Origin of the sequence: Novosphingobium sp. SG720, assembly GCF_012275365.1 — a bacterium.
GTDB classification, from domain to species: domain Bacteria; phylum Pseudomonadota; class Alphaproteobacteria; order Sphingomonadales; family Sphingomonadaceae; genus Novosphingobium; species Novosphingobium rhizosphaerae.
This window is the reverse complement of the sequence record NZ_JAAZQN010000007.1, coordinates 24843-43108: the sequence shown is the minus strand read 5'-3', so window position 1 is coordinate 43108 and position 18266 is coordinate 24843. Positions and strand designations below refer to the sequence as shown.

Here is an 18266-nt window from a genome sequence, read left to right as displayed (position 1 = left end):
AAACGCAACGCGAGACGCGGTGATCGACCCTGTTGGCGGCGCGGCTTATGATTACCGGCCTGGCAACCACCTTACGCCATCTGTGATGACACGCAATGCTGCGCCGCAAACAAGGTTGCCCCGCTTCGGGTCAGGTGCGAACCAGCTCGCCATGCGATGGCGACGAGCCCGACAGCCGTTCGTGCGTGGCACGATAGCGGTGCACCAACCACTTGTTGAACTGGCCCTGCGCGCCTTCCTGCCAGGAATAGCGGCCACGTGGGGCAAAGCGCGAACGCAGGCCCTGCTGCACCAGTTCATCCACGTGCAGATCCTGCGCGATGATGTGCCCCGAAGCGCGGATATTCATGTCCAGCTTGTGATCGAAAGCGGGATCGGCCATCGCGCCGGGCGCGAACAGGAAGCCGGTGTCCATCTCCAGCGATTCCGGGCCGTTGGGCCGCAGGATCAGGTAGATCACCATGTCGCTCATCATCACCAGGCTGAGCGTGGGCGGGATATTGGCAAAGGTCATGCGCATGCGCGCTTCGTCGGAAAGGCCGGGGAACACCGGCAAGACCGCCTTTTGCGTGGCGTTGAAGCTCGCATCAGCATGCAAGGTGCCGTTGAAGCGCAGGAACCCGCCATCGGCCGGATCGCTTTCGGGGAACACCGCCAGGCCCGATGGCACGAAATCATGCAGCGGCCCGTGGTGCAGGCGGCTGGCGTGATAGCCATCGTTGTTGTTTTCGAACATGACCTTCCAGTTCCACGGCAGCGTGGGCGCCGGATCGGGGCGCGGCCCTTCGGCCCCCGCCAGGTCATAGCCGGCAATGGCCTCGGCCACGGCCACCAGGCGCGGGGCCAACGGGGCGGCATCGGCGTCGAAGTTGATGAAGATGAAGCCGTTCCACAGTTCCACCTTGAAGGTGGGCAGGCTGTATTGCGCCTTGTCGAAATTGCAGGTCTTGCTCATCGCCGGTGCGGCAACGAGCTTGCCATCGAGGTTGTAGCTCCAGTGGTGATAGGGGCACAGGAAGCCGCGCGCATTGCCATGCCCTTCGGCGACCAGCATGGCGCGGTGCTGGCACACCGCGGACATGGCACGGATTTCACCATCCAGGGTGCGCGATACCAGGATGGGTTCGCCGATCACGCGGGTGGAGAAATAGTCACCCGGCTTGGCCACCCAATCGGCGCGGCCCACGCAGAGCCATTCGTGGTTGTAGAGCGCCTCTTTCTCGAACTCATAGAATTCGGCGCTGGTATAGCACTCGGGCGGCAGGGTCTCCGCCTCGGCGAGGTCCGTGGCAGAACTCCCAAGCGAGTGGATGAAGCTGTCGGTAACGAGGGTCACGGGCGCAAACTCCTGAACAATTCGGGTCTTGGCGGGGTCTGTCGGCACCATAACGGCAGTGCCTGGCGTGGGTCTTGAGCAGGGCAGCACGAATTGTTGAAACTGTGCGGCAACTCGTGCTGCGCTGCAATATGGAATTCGGCGCTTATTCGCGGGTGAAATCGGCCGGCACTTGCGGATCGGGACCGGCCTTGCCCCACAGCAGGATTTCGTTGCCCCAGGGATCCTGGAACGCATGGTTATACCCGTTGAAGGTGGACCAATAGTGGTTGCGCCACAGGATCGTGGCGCCACGCTCTTCGGCCGCCGCCAGGATGCGATCGGCGCTGTCATCGTCGCTGATCAGGATCCAGATACGGGGCTTGCGGCCCTGCGTGGCAAGGGCGCGCGGTTCCACCCCTTCGGCCTGCGGATGCGGGCGGGCATTGGCAGCATCGAAAATGCCCAGGTGCAGGTTGCCGATCGCGCTGTCGCTGCCATCGGGATTCTTGAACTGTCCGCCCGGCACCATGCGATGATAGACGCCGGCAGGCTTCTCATCGTTCTGCCAGCCGAACACTTCGGCATAGAATCGCCCTGCCGCGGCGGGATCGTCGCTGGGCATGTCGACAAAGATCAAGGTATTGGGCATCGGCGCGCCTTTCATGGGCCAATTGAACGATGCCGCCTTGTGGCGCGGGTAGGCCTTGCGCGGCTTGGACCTGCGCGCACCGATTGTTGACCCGGGCGTTCGGCGGGCCCAGTCATCAGGCCAAGTCATAGGGCGCGCGCAAACAAGACCGCAGCGCAGCATTGGTCCGAAAACGATGCCGTCCTGATACCCATCGAAACGAGGCACACGCATGAGTTTGGTCTGCAACCACGGCCATCGGCAGGCGGATACGGCGCCCGGCGCCCTGCACTATCTCAAAGCCACGCCCGAGACCGTGCACTGGGGCTATTTTTCGCCCGACATCAAACCGGCGCTCACGATTCGCAGTGGCGACCTGGTTCATGCCGAAGCCGTGACCCACCACGCGGGCGACGCGCCCGAGCTGATGTTCGACGAAGGGGTGGAGCGCATCTTCAAGGAGATCGACCCCACCACGCGCGCGCCCGGCGTTCATATCATGACCGGGCCGATCTTCGTGGAAGGGGCCGAGCCGGGCGACATGCTGGAAGTGCGCTATCTCCAGATGGTGCCGCGCAACAACTATGGCTCGAACCTGGCGGCCAACTGGGGCCACCTCTATCAGGAATTCGACGAGAAGGAGCGGGTGACGATCTACCAGCTCGATCCCACGACGCAAACCGCCAACGCGCTCTATGCCTATGACTTTCCGGGCAAGTACCTGGTGCCGGGCACGATCACCAACTGCCCGGTGTGCGATCGCCAGCCCGCGCTGCCCGGCGTGACCATCCCCGCCCGCCCGCACCTGGGCACGGCGGGCGTGGCCCCGGCGGTGAACGAGCCGGTCAGCACCATTCCCCCCGGTCTGCACGGCGGCAACATCGACAACTGGCGCATCGGCGCGGGCGCGACGATGTATTACAAGTGCCAGGTCAAGGGCGGGCTGTTCTCGATCGGCGATCCGCACGTCAGCCAGGGCGACGGCGAGATTTCCGGCACGGCGATCGAAAGCTCGCTCAACTGCCTGTTCCAGATCGTGCTGCGCAAGGATTTCGATTTCCCCTCGCCCCTGCTAGAAACCCCCAAGCACTGGATCGTCCACGGTTTTGGCGACGATCTGGACGCGGCGATGAAGAACGCCTCGCTCGACATGCTGCACCTCTTGGGCGAGCAGGTCGGCCTTTCGCGCAACGATGCCTATTCGCTGATGAGCGTGGCCGCCGATTTCGGCGTGACGCAAGTGGTGGACGGCACCCTGGGCGTGCACGCCCGCATCGACCGCGACATGTTCCCCGCCAAGGGCGTGGTCAAGGATCCCAAGTAAGCCCTGTAGAGGGTCGCAAGGAGGCGCCGGAGAGCCTTGGGCTTTCCGGCGCTTTTCGTATTTCGATTTGGCACGTGCAGTGCAGGCGCCCTTCAACAGGCTCAGGGCGAACGGAGGCGGGGGAATTTTCGTTGAATTCCGTTCGGGTGGCGCTTGTCGAAGCCCCCGCCAAGCGCAGCGTCAGTGGTCCAGCAAGGCCAGCCCAGCATCCACCTCTGCCCGCGTGGGCATGGAGGCAGCAGCGCCCAGGCGCTGGACGGAAAGGCCGGCGGCGAACACCGCCACGGCGAGCGATTGGGCCATGCTCTCGCCTTGCGCCAGCCGCGCGGCAAGTACGCCGCAGAAGGTGTCGCCCGCACCGGTCGTGTCCACCACCGGCACGGCGCGTGCGGGCAGGCGGATCGTGCCGCCCGGCCCTTCAGCAATAACACCAGCCCCACCCAGCGTGACGATGACCCATTGGCCCTCGCGCGCCATCAGGCGGCGCGCCGCAGCGGCAAGGGCGGTATCGCCTTCTGGCACGGCTTCGCCCAGGAAAAACGCCAGTTCGGTTTCGTTGACCACCACGATATCGGCCAGCGGCAGGATCGCCCGTCCCTCGGCCAGCGCAGGCGCTGCGTTGTAAAGCGTGCGTGCGCCAGCTTCGCGCGCCAGGGCCAGGAAGCGCGCCACGGCCGCGGTGGGCACTTCGGCCTGGGCCACGGCAATCGCTGCGCCGGCGGGAAAGACATCGGGCGCGGGCAGCGCCGCATTGGCACCGCCCACGATCACGATCTGGTTTTCGCCTTCATCGGAAACGAACACATGCGCCAGGCCCGTCGGGCCAGGCAGGCGCGCGATGACGCCGGTGCCCACGCCCGCCTGCGTCAGTGCAGCCAGCATGGCATCGCCGTGGGCATCCTGGCCCACCGCGCCCAGCATCACTGTGGGCACGCCCTGGCGCGCCGCGGCGACGGCCTGGTTGGCGCCCTTGCCACCGGGCAACAGGTCATAGCTGGTGGCCGCGACGGTTTCCCCCGCCAGCGGCAGGCGCGGCACGCGCATCACTAGATCGCGGTTGATCGATCCGAAAACGACGACGGTCATCAGGCCAGCACCAGATCGCCCGGCGCCACGTCATCGGCCCTGCGCCCCTGCCCTTGGGCAAAGCGATCGGGGTGCGGCAGCAGGGCGAGCAGCACCATGCCGGCCGCCAGGGCGCCGACGATGGTGAGCGTTGCCCCGGCATAAGAGCCGGTGCGGTCAAAGCTCATGTCCATCAGCATCGGCGCCACGCCCTGGATGAAGGCCACCACGGCATAGAACGCGCCCACGATCGTGCCGAAGTGGCGCAGCCCGAAATAGCGCGACACGAAATAGGAAAGCGCGGCATATTCCGCGCCCATGCCTATGCCAAGCAGCGCCCCGGCCAGGATGATCGCGAGGCTGCCTGTGTAGAATTGCAGCACGACCATCCCGATCATTGCGCTGGCATACATCGGCAGCAGCAGGCGCGGGGTGCGAAAGCGATCGAGCAACCCGCCGGTCACCACCTGCCATCCGGCCGTGACCAGGGCGAACACCGCCACCACGCCGGTTGCCTGTGCCAGGCCAACGCCATGGCCGGTCAGGATCGGCACCACGTGGGTGAACATCGCGGTCATCCCGCCAGCGCCGGCCGCCACGGCCAGCAGCATCAGCCAGAACGCGCTGGTGCGCATGGTCTGGCCCAGGCTCATGCCGCTGGCCAGCGGCGCCGCCGGCGCGCCTTGCACTGCCGGGGGCGCATCGCGCAGCCACAGCGCAATGAACGGCGCGGCCAGCGCCACGATCACCCCGATCGTGGCATAGCCCGCGCGCCAGCCATGGCTGGTCAGCACCAGCCCGGCCACGATCGGCATGATCGTGGCGCCCACGCCATTGCCCACGCCTGCCGTCACGCCCAGCATGAGCCCGCGCCGCGCATCGAACCAGTTGGACACCACCTTGCTGACCATGCCGGTGGCCGCCATCGTGCCGAACAGGCCCACCACGGCAAAGCGCCAGTAGAAATCCAGCATCGTGCCGCTGGCGCGCGAAACCAGCAGGATACCCGCCGCCAGGCCCAGATTGCCCACCAGCAAGAGCCAGCGCGCGCCAAAGCGGTCCATCGCCCGGCCGATCAGGGGATAGCTGATCGCGCTGATCACCGAGATCAGCCCGAGCACGCCGGAAACCCCGGCGCGCGGCCAGCCGAAATCCTCGGCGATCGGCACCAGGAACACGCCGATCGTGGCGGAAATCGCCGCCGTCATGCACAGCGTGTTGGCAATGGTGGCGGCGATGGCAACCTGGGCGGCCTGACGGGCGTGGCTGGCGGACATGTGGCGCAACGAGTCCCTGAACTATGGATGGCAAGCGCATCAAACCCCACCCCCGCGCGCTTGCCAAGCACGCAGGCCCGCCAGCAAGAACGAGGGCGCCAGCCATCAACTTGGCCCCCATGCGGAACGCGGTTTTCCAGGCACCTGGTCATGCTCCGCGCGCGCCATGCAAAATTGCTTGCGCGTGCCGTCAAGACAGCAGAGGCCTGCGCTTCTAGGCGGTGGGCGATGGTTTGATCATCGAGAACCGATCGTTGCGGCTTTGCATCCGTCACCCCGGATCAAGCCGGGGTGACGATGATGCGATAATGCCGATGCCCAAGGAGCCAAGCGACGTCATGCCAGATTCCGCAACCCGGATGCCCAGCCTGTTCATTCCCCATGGTGGTGGCCCTTGCTTTTTCATGGATTGGCGCGCGATGGGTGGCCCGGCCGATGCCTGGGACAAGACTGCCGCTTACCTGAAGGGCCTGATCGCCAGCCTGCCGGAAAGGCCCAAGGGCATCGTGGTCATTTCCGGGCACTGGGAGGAAGACGCCTTCACCGCCTCCACCGCTTCGGCGCCCGCCATGATCTATGACTACTACGGCTTCCCCCCGCACACTTACGAACTGCAATTCCCCGCGCCCGGCGCACCGGCACTGGCCGAGCGTATCGTGGAGCTGATCAAGGCCGAAGGGCTGCCCGCACGCACGGACGAACGCCGCGGGTTCGACCATGGCGTGTTCATTCCCTTCCTGCTCGTCACGCCCGAGGCCGATATTCCGGTGGTGCCGCTCTCGCTCAAGCGCGATCTCGATCCTGAAGAACACTTGCGCTGCGGCCGGGCGCTGGGCGCCCTGCGCGATGAAGGCGTGCTGATCGTGGGTTCGGGGATGAGCTTCCACAATATGCGCGCGTTCTTCTCGCCCGCCGCCACGCAGCCTTCGGCCACGTTCGATGCCTGGCTGACCCAGGCGATCGAAGGCGAACCGCACGCGCGCTGGCAGGCGCTGTCGCAATGGGCCAGTGCGCCGGCCGGGCGGCAGAGCCATCCGCGCGAAGAGCATCTCATCCCGCTGATGGTGGCGGCAGGTGCCGCTGCCGATGCGCCGGGCAAGCGCGATTTCACCGACAACGTGATGATGGCCGACATTTCGGCCTTCCGCTTTGGCTGACGTGCAGCCGGTCGATACCCTGGTCACCGGCGCCATGCTGGTGACGATGGACGCGCAGCGCCGCGTGATCCGCGATGGCGCCGTGGCCATGGCGGAGGGACGGATCGTGGCCGTGGGGCCAAGCGCGGAGGTGGCCGCCAAGGTGGCCCCGCGCGCGGTGATCGACGCGCACGGGTTCGTGGCCACGCCCGGCTTCGTCAACGCCCATGTGCACCTGACCGAAACGCTGCTGCGCAATTTCCTGCCCGAGGCGCTGCCGTTCGACGAAGGGCTGAACCAGTGGGTCATCCCGCTCTATCAGGGTCATACGCCGGAAGAGCAGGCGATTGCCGCGCGGCTGGCGGTGCTGGCCATGCTCAAGACCGGCACCACCACGTTCCTGGAGGCAGGCACGCTGATCGCGTTCGACGCGGTGGCGCAGGCGCTGGAGGGCACCGGCATCCGTGGCCGCATCGGGCGCTGGTGCATGGACCGCGCCTTTGCCCCCGGAGACGACCAGGCCACGCTCACCCGCGCGGCGCTCGATGCGTTCGAGACGGACCTGGCCGCCTGGCCCGACGATGGGCGGCTGATCGCCGCCTGGCCGCTGCTGGTCGGGCACATGACCAACACGGGCGAACTGTGGCAGGCCGCCACGGCCATCGCGCGCGAGCGCGGCCTGCGTATTGCGGCGCACATGGCACCCGCCGTGGGCGACCCGGAGTGGTACCTGGCCAACACCGGCAAGCGGCCGGTGCAATGGCTGGCAGACCTGGGCGTGCTGGGTGACCATCTATCGCTGGTGCACATGGTGCATGTGGACGCGAGCGAAGTGGCGTTGCTGGCGCAGAGCGGCACCCATGTGGTGCACTGCCCCGAAGCCTCGCTCAAGGGTGGCTACCAGGCCACCACGCGCGGGCTGTTTCCCGAAATGGCAGCAGCGGCCGTGAATATCGCGCTGGGCACCGATGGCGGCGACCGCCACGACCTGATGCCTTCTGCGCGGCTGATGGCGGGATTGTGGAAGGACGCGCGCGGCGATACTGCGCTGTTCCCGGCCGAAAGCGCGCTGGAAATGCTCACCGTCAACGGCGCGCGCGCGATGGGGCTGCAAGGCCAGGTCGGCACGCTGAGCGTGGGCGCGCGGGCAGACCTGGTGCTGCACGATGCGCGCCGGCCCGAATGGGTGCCGCTGCACAATCCCGCGCAGCAACTGGTGTGGTCGGCCGATGGGCGCGGCGTGCACAGCGTGTGGGTGGACGGCCGCCGCGTGGTCGAGGCCGGGCGCTGCACCACCATCGATGAAGATCTTTTGCTGGCCCAGGCGCAGGATGCTGCGCAGGCCGTGGTTTCCCGCTCGGGCCTGCCGCTGCGCATGGCCTGGCCGCTCATCTGAAAAAGGCAATCCTTGCGATGACCTATGAAACGATTTCGGTATCCCAACTAACCCCCGCGATCGGTGGCGAGGTTTCCGGCCTGGACCTGACCAAGCCGCTGAGCGAGGCGCAAGTGGCCGAATTGAAAGCCGCGATGGCCGATCGCCTGGTGCTGTTCTTCCGCGACCAGCCGCTTGCCCACGAAGACCATATCCGCCTGGCGCAATATTTCGGCGGCGTGCACATCGCGCCCAGCACCAAGCCCTGGCAGGTGCCCGGCCACCCCGAAGTGACGATCATCCACGCCGACGAGAACAGCACGTTCGTGGCCGGCGAGGACTGGCATTCGGACATGAGCTGCGACGAAGCGCCGCCGATGGGCTCGATCCTCTATCTTCACACCATCCCCCCGGTGGGCGGCGATACCGTGTTTTCCAACATGTACGCCGCCTATGATGCGCTGTCTGACCGGATGAAGGCCTATCTCGAAGGCTTGACCGCCGTGCACGATGCCGTGGTCGGCTTTGGCGGGATCACGCCCGAAGGCATGAAGCTGCCGCGCCACAGCCACCCGGTGATCCGCACCCATCCCGTTACCGGCAAGAAGTGCATCTATGTCAACCGTGGCTTCACCACCCATATCGAGGGCATTCCCGCCATCGAGAGCCGCGCGATCCTGAGCTATCTCTACGAACACGTGCAGCACCCGATGTTCCAGTGCCGCTTCCGCTGGCAGCAGCATTCCATCGCGTTCTGGGACAATCGCTGCGCGCAGCATTCGGCGATCTGGGACTATTTCCCGCAAGTGCGCTCGGGCTATCGTGTCCAGATCCTGGGCGAAAAGCCCGAATGAACCAGGCCGCGCGCGCGTTCACCTGGCGTGAAGGCGCGGTGGCGGCGGCCGTGTCGCTGGCGCTGTTTGCCGGCCAGGGCATTGTCTTTGCCGGCATGGGGTTGGCGCTGTTTGCCAGCGGCCAGGCGCTTCAGCTTGGCCCGGCGGCGCTGGGCGCGGCCTTCACCATGGTGATCGTCGGTGCCAGCGTGGGGGCCACGCTGCCGGTGTGGCTGATGGCGCGCATCGGCGGGCGGCTGACGATGACCGGCGGCGCGCTGGTCATGGCCGCCGGGCTGGCGCTGGCGGGCCTTGCCAGTGGCCTTGCCCTCCTGCTGCCGGCGATGGCGCTGGTGGGCGCGGGCTTTTCGCTTTTGGCCAACACGCCCGCCTATACGATGATCGCGGGCTGGTCAGGCCCGCGCACTGAGCGCGTGCTGGGGCTTTACCTGATGACCGGCGCGCTGGGCAATGCTGCCGGGCCGGCCGTGGGGCAGGCGCTGATTGACGGCGGCATCGGCTATTGGCGCGGCACTTGCGCCATCGCGCTAACACTTGCCGCGCTGCTATTCGTGGTCCTGCGCGATCCGCCAGAGTCTCATAGCCCCGATGCGCCGCGCACGGCTGGCTGGTGGCGCCCGCTGCTGAACGCGCGCTTTGCCGTGCTGGCCCTGGCCATGGTCCTGAGCCAGGCGGTGATCATGACCGCGCTGAGCGTTGCGCCCGCGCATCTTACCCCCGCGCGTGGCTGGAGCGACGGCGCCGTGGCGCGCGTTCTGGCCGTGCAAGGGCTGCTCGGCGCGCTGGGCACCGGCCTTGCCGGATTTGCCCTGCGCCATGTTCGGGCGGTCACGCTGCTCACCCTCGCCATGGTCGCCACCGCGCTGGGCATGGGCGCCCTGGCACAAGGCGGTGCGCCCATGGTCAACTGGGGCTTCGTCCCCCTCTTCGGAGTCGGTTCGGCGCTCGTCGCCATGGCGGTGACGGTGCTGCTGATGGACTGGTTCGGCCCCGAAACCGGCACGGCGGGCCTGGCTTTGTGCTGGACCTTGGCCGGCCTTGCCGCGCTAGGGCCTGGCCTTGCCGGTGTGCTCGCACAATGGACCGGCAGCTACGCCGGAGCGCTATGGCTGCTGGGTGGCGCATGCCTGCCAGTGGCGCTGGCGGCAGCTGCGCTGCGGCCCCGCCACCAGGTTATCCTGGCCCCGTCATCCCGGGCTTGACCCGGGATCCCGCTCTTCTGTTTGCTGCCGAGAAAAAAGCGGGACCCCGGATCAAGTCCGGGGTGACGATCATCTAATGGGGCACCGGCGCGTGCCTGTTTCCTACGCGACCCACGAAAAAGCCCGGCGGATCGCTCCACCGGGCAGATTTGTTCGGCGCGTGTGCGTCAGGCGATCAGGCGGGGCACCGACATGCCGCGCACGTCGAAATGCGCATCGGGATGCTCGGCCGCGCCGTCGCGCGGGGCCGCGCGGTGTTGGACCACGCCATTCTTGCCAAAGCCTTCAACCACCGGGCGCGTGCCCTTGCTCGACAGCCACAGGCGCAGCAAGTGGCGCTTGCGTTGCGGTTCGGGCCAGTCCCAGAACGTGGTGCGGGCGTGGAGCGCGGCATAGTTCGACAGCCACTGGATGTCGCCGGGGCGGAAATCCATCTCGATCGCCATGCCTTCTTCATAGGTGATCTCGTCGAACAGGCGCAGCACCTCGATCTGGTCTTCGGTCAACTGCGGAACGCCGGGATATTCCTGGGCTGTCAGGATATAGAGCGAGCCGGCATACATGCTGAACACGCCCTGCTCCAGGCTGACGATCGGCGAAGTATAGGTATCGGCCGGCGCCTCGTGGTCCTGGCGGCGCCAGTCCCAGTGGAATGGTTCGAACAGCAAAGGCGCCAGGTCGGGCCGCCGACGCAGGATCTCGTTATAGATTTCCGCGCCCGAAACCAGGCACGAAAGCCCCCCTTCGCGCGCGCCGCGCAGGCACATCAGCGCGACGATATCGGAACTGTCCGAATGGTAGACCAGCTTGTCGCGCACCTTGGACGACAGCGCGGTGGGATCGTCCATCGTCTTGTCCGACGTGGCATAGACGTGGTCGATCAGGTCGCCCATCTCGTTCTGGCGGATGGGATCGCCCATGTGCAAGCCAAGGACGTAATAGATCGCGCACGACAGGGCATCGGAATAGAGCTCTGCCCGCAGGCCCCGCACCAGCACGAAGCCGCGCCCGAAATCCACTTCCTGGCGCCATTCCTCGCAAGCCTGGGCCGTTTCCACCAGCGGATAGTCCTGCGCCTGTACCGTGCGCAGATCGGGATTTTCGGCCATGAAGCGCGTGCCCAGCGCTTCCAGCTCGGCAATCTGCGCGGGCGAAAGTTCGTAGACCCAGTCCTGGCCGCGGGCGAGCTCGTCGCCGCGCCAGGCGGCACGGCTGGTCACCGGGGATAGCACGGGGGCGGAAGGCGTGATCACGGACAAGGCTATGTTCCTTTGCGTCTTGGCGGGCGTTTGCCTGGGCCGGACGTGGCATGATGCAGTGCGCCACGTCTTGTCCCTGCGCGCAAGAGATTTGGACAGCACCGACAAACCAGCGGGCAAGATTCCGGCATCCGCAGTGCACCGCACCGCAACATGGCGCTTGCTGCAATGCCGATCGGTCAACTATTCGTGCGTTGCCGCGCAAGACCGCGGACCGCATGTCCACCGATGCTGGCGCCACAAACATGCCTGCCACGATCAAGGCCAGGTTCAGGGAGAAAACACAGCCGAGGGGCTGCCTGAAAGCGATGAAAAGCATTTTTCGAGGGGGGAAACCCATGCGCCCGTCATCCGTCCTGCTCACTGCCACTGCATCGCTACTGGCGCTTGCCGCCACCTCTGCCCGCGCCGCCGAAGCCGCGCCCGAACCGGCCCCCGTGGCCGCACCCGAACTTGATGCCGATGGCAGCCCCATCGGCACCATCGTGGTCAACGGCGAAAAGCGCGAAGTGAACCTGCAATCGGCCCCGATTGCGATCAGCGCCGTTTCCGACGAGGCGCTGCGCCAGCGCAACGCCACGGAACTGGCCGATCTGAACGGCTTCGTTCCCGGCCTGACTGTGACCAAGAGCGAGGGCAACGAACGTGTCATCGCCATTCGCGGCGTTGGTTATGAAACCGCGCAAAACCCCAATTCGCAGCCCGGCGTCGCTTTCCACATCGACGGGGTCTATATCGCCCACGTCGTGGCGCTGAACCAGGATCTGCTCGATGTGGATCACGTGGAAGTGCTGCGCGGACCGCAGGGCACGGTGTTCGGCCAGACGTCCACCGGCGGCGCCATCAACGTGATCACGCGCAAGCCGGTGCTGGGCCAGTATACCGGCGAAGCCCAGCTTTCCTACGGCAACTACAACTATGTGCGCGCCATGGGCACGCTCAACGTGCCGATTGCCGAGACGCTCGCCCTGCGCGGCACGGTGCAATACCTGCGCCATGATGGCTATGGCTATGCCGTGGGCGTGCCCGGTTATGCCAAGTATCCGCTGGACGATGCCAACAACATCGGCGGCCATGTCTCGCTGCTGTGGCAGCCCTCGCCCGACACCACCGTGACGCTTTCGGCGCAGTCGTTCGACGCCAGCCACAACGCCGCGCTGCAAAAGTGCCTGCTGTGCAGCACCGATCCGGCCGCCGGCAGCACCACCTACATCGCCGATCCCAGTTCCGACCCGCGCGTGGTGAACCAGGATTATGGCGGCAAGTACGTCACCAAGACGCGCATGGCCTACCTGTCGATCGCGCAGACGATCGATGACAAGGTCGTGCTCAAGTCGGTGACTGCCTACCAGTACCTCAACAAGAACCAGAGCGGCGACAATGACCGCTTCGTCTATGCCAACTATCACGACAACATCGTCAAGTGGCAGGACATGAGCAGCACCTGGACGCAGGAAGTCTCGGCCTCGTCCACGCCCAACAAGTCGGTCGAATGGGTGGTCGGCGGCTTCTACCTGCGCCAGCACGCCCTGCAGAACATCCTGGAATACACCACCGGCGGCTTTTCCACCGATCCCGCCACGGGCGAGGCAGTGTCGTTCCAGACCGACAGCCCCTATCAGCACACCTCGTGGGCCGGCTATGGCCAGGCAGTGATCCACGCCACCGACAAGCTCGATCTGATTGGCGGCGCGCGTTATAGCTGGGACAAGATTTCCGCCCAGCCGGTGCAGTATTTCGCCACCGTGCCACCGCGCACCGCCACCAGCGACGCGGTGACCGGCAAGGTCAGCGTGCAATACCAGGTGACGCCCACCAACATGCTCTATGTCACCGGCTCCAAGGGCTACAAGCCCAGCGGCGTGACGTTCAGCGGCGATTCCATCTTTGTGAAGAGCACGTACCGCAAGGAAACCGTCTGGGCGGCCGAAGTGGGTTCGAAGAACGAATTCTTCGACAAGACGCTGCGCCTCAACGTGGCGGGCTATTACTACTGGTACAAGGATTTCCAGTTCACCGCCGAAGATCCGGTGCCCTTTGCCGGCGGCACCGCCAACATCCCGCGGGCGGAAACCTATGGCGTGGAATTCGAAACCACCTGGGCGCCGACCAAGCAATTGCGCTTCGACGGCAACCTGGCCCTGGCTGAAGGCAAGTTCCACGGCGATTACTACACGATCGACAAGCAGACCGCACAAGACATTCGCGCCACCACGTATGCGGCGCTGGGCTATCCCGCGGGCTGGTACTATGACTCGCGGGTGATTTCCGCCGTCATGGCTGCTTCGACCAACACCAACGGCAAGAAGATCCCCAAGCTGCCGGGCGTGCAGGGCAGCTTTGCCGCCACGTATACCGCCCCGGTGGGCCCGGGCGAACTCATGCTGCGCGGCGAAGTGGTCTATCGCGGCAAGTTCAACTCGCGCATCTTCAACGTGCCGCAGTTCGATACCGTGCCGGCCTATACCATCGGCAACGTGATGATCCAGTACAAGCCGGATGCTTCGCCTTTCACCTTCTCGGTGACCGGCACCAACATCACCGACAAGGCCGGGGTGAGCAACAAGTTCGCCGATCCTTATGGCTCTGGCACCACCAGCGTGGAATATATCCCGCCGCGCCAGGTCTTTGCCACGGTCGGCTACAAGTTCTGACTTCGACGCATGAAGTCCACCTTGCCGGCAGCGCGGATAATCCCCGCGCTGCCGTTTTTTTGCGTCTGCGTTTCCTGAACACGTCACCCCGGAATTGATCCGAGGTCCCGCTTTTCTTGACCCAAAGTGCGAGGCCGGAAGAAAGCGGGACCCCGGGTCAAGCCCGGGGTGACGAAGAAATTTATGCGCCGCGAGGTCTCAATCGATCAGGCGGTGCACTTCGGTCACAAAGGCCTTGGCCGCCTTGGCCACGTCTTCCACGCTGCGCCCGGCCTTGTAGAGCGCCGAACCCAGGCCGCCGCCGGCCGCGCCAGCCGCCATCCAGTCAGACAGGTTTTCCGGGGTCACGCCGCCCACGGCGAGCACCGGCACATGGCGCGGGATCACTGCCAGTTGCGCCTTGAGCACGGCCGGGCTGGCCGCTTCGGCGGGAAACAGCTTGAGGCCATGGGCGCCCGCTTCCAGCGCAGCAAAGGCTTCGGTGGGCGTGGCATAGCCAGGCAGCGAAACCATGCCCAGTTCCACGCTGCGCGCGATCACCGCCGGGTTGACGTTGGGCGAAACCACCAGGGTGCCGCCAGCAGCGTGCACGGCTTCAACCTCGGCCACGGTCAGCACGGTGCCCGCACCCACCAGCACATCCTCGCCATAGCGATGGGCGATCTTGGCGATCGACACCAGCGGATCGGGAGAATTGAGCGGCACTTCGATCATCGAAAAGCCAGCCTGGACCAAGGCATCGGCCATGGCCTCGATCTCGTCGGGGCGAACCCCGCGCAAGATCGCCACCAGCGGGCAATGGCGCATGGCCCGGGCAAAGCTATCGGCGGCAACGCGATCGGCAGCGGTATGGTCAACGGTCACGAACAAGGCTCCAGATCTGGGCGATGCCGGCAACGAACGCGGCATGGCTATCAACGAGGTGGGCGCGGCCGCCGCATTGCGCAATGGCCGCCGTATAAAGCGCGCCGAGCATCGGATCGGCCAACAGGTAAACGTCGCTATCGGGCCCCACGCCGGCGCCGTGTACATCGCTGCCGATCAGCAGGCCCGAAGCATGGGCGGCACTGTCTTCCACCGCGCGCAGGCCAAGCAGCGCACTGGCGCGCACGCCGAACAGCGCGGTAAGCAGCGCGCCATCGCCGCTGGCCGCCACCCCGGCGCGGAAGGCCGGGCCATCGGCCACCGGGCCGGTGAGGAATTCGGCCAGCAGGCTGTGCTGCTTGAGCAGGGCGAACATCTCACCCGTCATGCTGGTGGCAAAGCTGGCGACGGCGCCGCCCTCCATGCGCGCCCACTTGCAATGGGTGCCGGGCTGGCACAACAACGCGTCGGGCGGGGCAAGGCCTGCGTGGACCGCGCCGAGCAGTTGCACTTCCTCGCCGCGCATCACGTCGCCGCGCGGGTCCGACAGGCCCGGCACGATCCAGGTACGGGGCGCCACTTCGTACAAGGCGCCGGCAATCTGCGCCGCACCGGATGGACACGAAAGATAAGGCACCAGTGCCCAGCCGCGCTGGGAGCCGACCATGCCAGCGGCAATCACCGGCAAGTCTCCCAGCCGCGCGCGGATCGCGGCCACTTCGTCGGCAAAGGCGCCCGGCCCGCCATCGCGCCCCACGCCGAGTACGCCGCGATCGTCGCGGAAAGTGTCCAGCACGGTACCGGCCTCATCAAGCAGATAGACCCGGCGATTGGTGGTGCCCCAGTCGATAGCAAGGAAACGGTCGTTCACGGTCAAATCACCACCAAAAGGCATAGAGAGCGACAAGAATCGCCAGGATCGCCAGCGCCGCCAGGTTAAAGCCGGTGCTGGTGCGGAACAGGGTGGCTTCCTTGCGGATACCGGCGCCTTGTTGCACCTGCGGGCGCGCGAGCGATACCCCCATGGCCAACAGCAGCGAAATCACGAAGATGATCGCCATGCGGTTCATGAACGGCACGGCTTCGAGCGCGGCAATCCCGCCAAAGCGGAACACCAGGCTGAGCAGCACCGAGGCGACCGCCCCGGTCAGCGCGCCGGCCTCGGTCGCGCGCGGCCAGAACAGGCCGAGCAGGAAGATCACCGTGATCCCCGGCGTGACGAAGCCCGAAAACTCCTGGATATACTGGAACGCCTGGTCGAGCCCGCCCAGGAGCGGCCGCGCGGTGAGAATGGCGATCACCACGGCCACCGCGGCGGCGATGCGGCCCACGGTCACCAGCTTCTTCTCGCTCTGTTCCCCCTTGGCAAAGCGGGCATAGATATCGAGCGTGAAGATCGTGGCGATCGAATTGATCTTGCTGGCCGTGGACGCGATGATCGCGGCCACGAGCGCTGCAAAGACCAGGCCGAGCAGCCCCGGCGGCAGCAGGCGCATCATCGCGGGATAGGCCTGGTCCGGCTTGGCCAGATTGGGCGCGAGCAGCACGGCGGCAATGCCGGGCAGCACGATGATGATCGGCATGATCAGCTTGAGGAAACCGGCAAAGACCATGCCGCGCTGCGCCTCGGGCAGGCTCTTGGCCGCCAGCGCGCGCTGGATGATGTACTGGTTGCAGCCCCAGTACGACAGGTTGGCAATCCACATGCCGCCGATGATCACCGAAAGACCCGGCAAGTCCTTGTAATGCGGATCGTCGGCCGACAGGATCATGTGGAAGTGATCAGGCGCTTGCGCCACCAGCGCCTTGAAGCCCGAGACGATGCCCGGCCCATCGCCGTAAAGCTGGCCGATCTGGCCCAGCGTGAGCCAGGCGATCACCAGCCCGCCCAGCACCAGCAGCGTGACCTGGACGATATCGGTCAGTGCCACGGCCTTGAGCCCGCCGCGCAACTGATAGAGCAGCGCGAACACGCCCAGCCCGGCCAGCGCCAGGTCCTGGTTGACGCCGGCCACCTGCATCACCGCGATCGAGCCCAGCCAGACGATCGACGTCAGGTTGACGAAGACGTAGAGCACCAACCAGAATACCGCCATGACTGTGCGGATCGTGGGGCCAAAGCGCTGCTCCAGGAACTGCGGCATCGTGTAGATGCCGTTGGCCAGGAAGATCGGCAGGAAATACTTGGCCACCAGCAAAAGCGTGGCCGCCGCCATCCATTCATAGGAAGCGATGGCCAGGCCAATGGCATAGCCCGACCCCGCCATGCCCACGATCTGCTCGGCCGAAATGTTGGCCGCGATCAGCGACGCGCCGATCGCCCACCACGGCAGCGACTTGGACGCCAGGAAATAGTCGGTGGTGTCGGTCTGGTGCCCGGCTTTTTCACGGCTGACCCACTGGGCCAGCGCAAAGATGAAGACGGCGTAGGCCACCACCACCAAGGCATCGAGTGTCGATAGGCTCATTTCCCGCCCTCTCTTTGCGCGCGCGGGGCATTTGGCCTTGCCAATCGGCCCTCGCGTCTATTTATATGATTAAAAGAGCACCCCACAGCGAAGGGATCACCGTGGCATTTCAACCGCTCGAAGCGCGCGACGCGCTCGGCCGCAATCTCACTTATGGCCTGCTCGACCGCCTGGGCCTGCTGATCGTGGGCGGCGCCTTTAACGGTCGGTCGTTTCCCACCGAGGCGGAACTTTCCGAAACCCACGGGGTCAGCCGCTCGGTCACGCGCGAGGCGGTCAAGATGCTGACAGCCAAGGGCCTGGTCAGCGCTCGGCCGCGCCAGGGCACGATCATCCAGCCCGACAGCCAGTGGAACCTGTTCGATCCCGACGTGCTGCGCTGGATGCTGGAGCGGCGCTTCTCGATCGACCTCTTGCGCCATTTCGGCCAGTTGCGCGTGGCGATCGAACCGGCCGCCGCCGCGATGGCCGCGCGCGAGGCGAGCGAGGATGGCCTGTCCCTGATCCGCGCCGGCTTTGCCCGCATGCAGGCGGCCGACGCCGGCCATGACGACGTGCTGGAAGCCGACGTTGCCTTTCACGTGGCCATTCTCAAGGCCTCGGGCAATCCGTTCTTCGGGCAGTTTCGCGACGTGGTGTCCACCGCGCTGAAAACCTCGATCCGCTATACCAACCGCATCGTGGGGCGTAGTGCCGATCTCGACGCGCACGAAGCGGTGATGGACGCCATCCTGGCGCGCGACGACGCCACCGCGCAAACCCGCATGCGCGTGATCATCGAGGACGCGCTCGATGCCATTCGCCGCAACGAGGAAGCCCTGGCCTGAAACGGCTGATCCCGA

Annotated in this window: 15 protein-coding genes; 7 read left to right on the top strand and 8 right to left on the bottom strand. The window is 65.9% G+C overall.

Going from position 1 to position 18266, the window contains the following annotated elements:
* Positions 1-130: 130 nt before the first annotated feature.
* Positions 131-1336, bottom strand: a complete 1206-nt coding sequence (locus tag FHW94_RS20025) for an SRPBCC family protein (protein ID WP_349237573.1) — start codon at positions 1334-1336, stop codon at positions 131-133.
* A gap of 145 nt (positions 1337-1481) precedes the next feature.
* Positions 1482-1967, bottom strand: coding sequence for a VOC family protein (locus FHW94_RS20020; RefSeq protein WP_168557610.1), 486 nt, complete (start codon positions 1965-1967; stop codon positions 1482-1484).
* 211 nt (positions 1968-2178) lie between these two features.
* Here FHW94_RS20020 and FHW94_RS20015 point away from each other — a divergent pair, with 211 nt between their 5' ends.
* Positions 2179-3270, top strand: a complete 1092-nt coding sequence (locus FHW94_RS20015) for an acetamidase/formamidase family protein (protein WP_168557609.1) — start codon at positions 2179-2181, stop codon at positions 3268-3270.
* Between the two features lie 180 nt (positions 3271-3450).
* Here FHW94_RS20015 and FHW94_RS20010 read toward each other — a convergent pair whose 3' ends face one another.
* Both FHW94_RS20010 and FHW94_RS20005 read right to left on the bottom strand, forming a co-directional pair.
* Entirely contained in the window at positions 3451-4356 is a 906-nt protein-coding gene (locus FHW94_RS20010) for a ribokinase (RefSeq protein WP_246866303.1), read from the bottom strand.
* Positions 4356-5612 (bottom strand): MFS transporter, encoded by a 1257-nt coding sequence (locus FHW94_RS20005; protein WP_168557608.1) that lies wholly within the window; start codon positions 5610-5612, stop codon positions 4356-4358. The genes FHW94_RS20010 and FHW94_RS20005 overlap by 1 nt, the downstream gene beginning before the upstream one ends.
* 338 nt (positions 5613-5950) lie before the next feature.
* On the opposite strand from FHW94_RS20005, the gene FHW94_RS20000 reads away from it, so the two are divergent.
* The 4 genes from FHW94_RS20000 to FHW94_RS19985 are packed head-to-tail and all read left to right on the top strand — an operon-like array spanning position 5951 to position 10179.
* On the top strand, positions 5951-6769 hold the full coding sequence (locus FHW94_RS20000) for a class III extradiol ring-cleavage dioxygenase (protein ID WP_246866302.1): 819 nt from the start codon (positions 5951-5953) through the stop codon (positions 6767-6769).
* 1 nt (position 6770) lies between these two features.
* Positions 6771-8144, top strand: a complete 1374-nt coding sequence (locus FHW94_RS19995; RefSeq protein ID WP_349237579.1) for an amidohydrolase family protein — start codon at positions 6771-6773, stop codon at positions 8142-8144.
* A gap of 17 nt (positions 8145-8161) precedes the next feature.
* The gene (locus FHW94_RS19990; RefSeq protein ID WP_168557607.1) at positions 8162-8977 is read left to right on the top strand and encodes a TauD/TfdA family dioxygenase; all 816 of its coding nucleotides are present in this window, start codon (positions 8162-8164) and stop codon (positions 8975-8977) included.
* On the top strand, positions 8974-10179 hold the full coding sequence (locus FHW94_RS19985) for an MFS transporter (protein ID WP_168557606.1): 1206 nt from the start codon (positions 8974-8976) through the stop codon (positions 10177-10179). Before FHW94_RS19990 ends, FHW94_RS19985 begins: the two co-directional genes overlap by 4 nt.
* 167 nt (positions 10180-10346) lie before the next feature.
* On the opposite strand, the gene FHW94_RS19980 is transcribed toward FHW94_RS19985, so the two are convergent.
* Positions 10347-11438: a TauD/TfdA family dioxygenase gene (locus FHW94_RS19980; RefSeq protein WP_168557605.1), complete on the bottom strand. Its 1092-nt coding sequence runs from the start codon at positions 11436-11438 to the stop codon at positions 10347-10349.
* A 338-nt stretch (positions 11439-11776) separates the two neighbouring features.
* Between FHW94_RS19980 and FHW94_RS19975 the strand changes: the two genes are divergently transcribed.
* Positions 11777-14092 (top strand): TonB-dependent receptor, encoded by a 2316-nt coding sequence (locus FHW94_RS19975; protein ID WP_168557604.1) that lies wholly within the window; start codon positions 11777-11779, stop codon positions 14090-14092.
* Between the two features lie 198 nt (positions 14093-14290).
* Here FHW94_RS19975 and FHW94_RS19970 read toward each other — a convergent pair whose 3' ends face one another.
* The 3 genes from FHW94_RS19970 to FHW94_RS19960 are packed head-to-tail and all read right to left on the bottom strand — an operon-like array spanning position 14291 to position 17424.
* A complete protein-coding gene (locus FHW94_RS19970; RefSeq protein WP_168557783.1) occupies positions 14291-14899 on the bottom strand; it encodes a 2-dehydro-3-deoxy-6-phosphogalactonate aldolase in 609 nt (202 codons plus the stop codon).
* A gap of 46 nt (positions 14900-14945) precedes the next feature.
* Positions 14946-15851, bottom strand: a complete 906-nt coding sequence (locus tag FHW94_RS19965; protein WP_168557603.1) for a 2-dehydro-3-deoxygalactonokinase — start codon at positions 15849-15851, stop codon at positions 14946-14948.
* The gene (locus FHW94_RS19960; protein WP_168557602.1) at positions 15835-17424 is read right to left on the bottom strand and encodes a sodium/sugar symporter; all 1590 of its coding nucleotides are present in this window, start codon (positions 17422-17424) and stop codon (positions 15835-15837) included. The genes FHW94_RS19965 and FHW94_RS19960 overlap by 17 nt, the downstream gene beginning before the upstream one ends.
* 101 nt (positions 17425-17525) lie before the next feature.
* Between FHW94_RS19960 and FHW94_RS19955 the strand changes: the two genes are divergently transcribed.
* Positions 17526-18251, top strand: coding sequence for an FCD domain-containing protein (locus FHW94_RS19955; RefSeq protein ID WP_168557601.1), 726 nt, complete (start codon positions 17526-17528; stop codon positions 18249-18251).
* Positions 18252-18266: the final 15 nt, after the last annotated feature.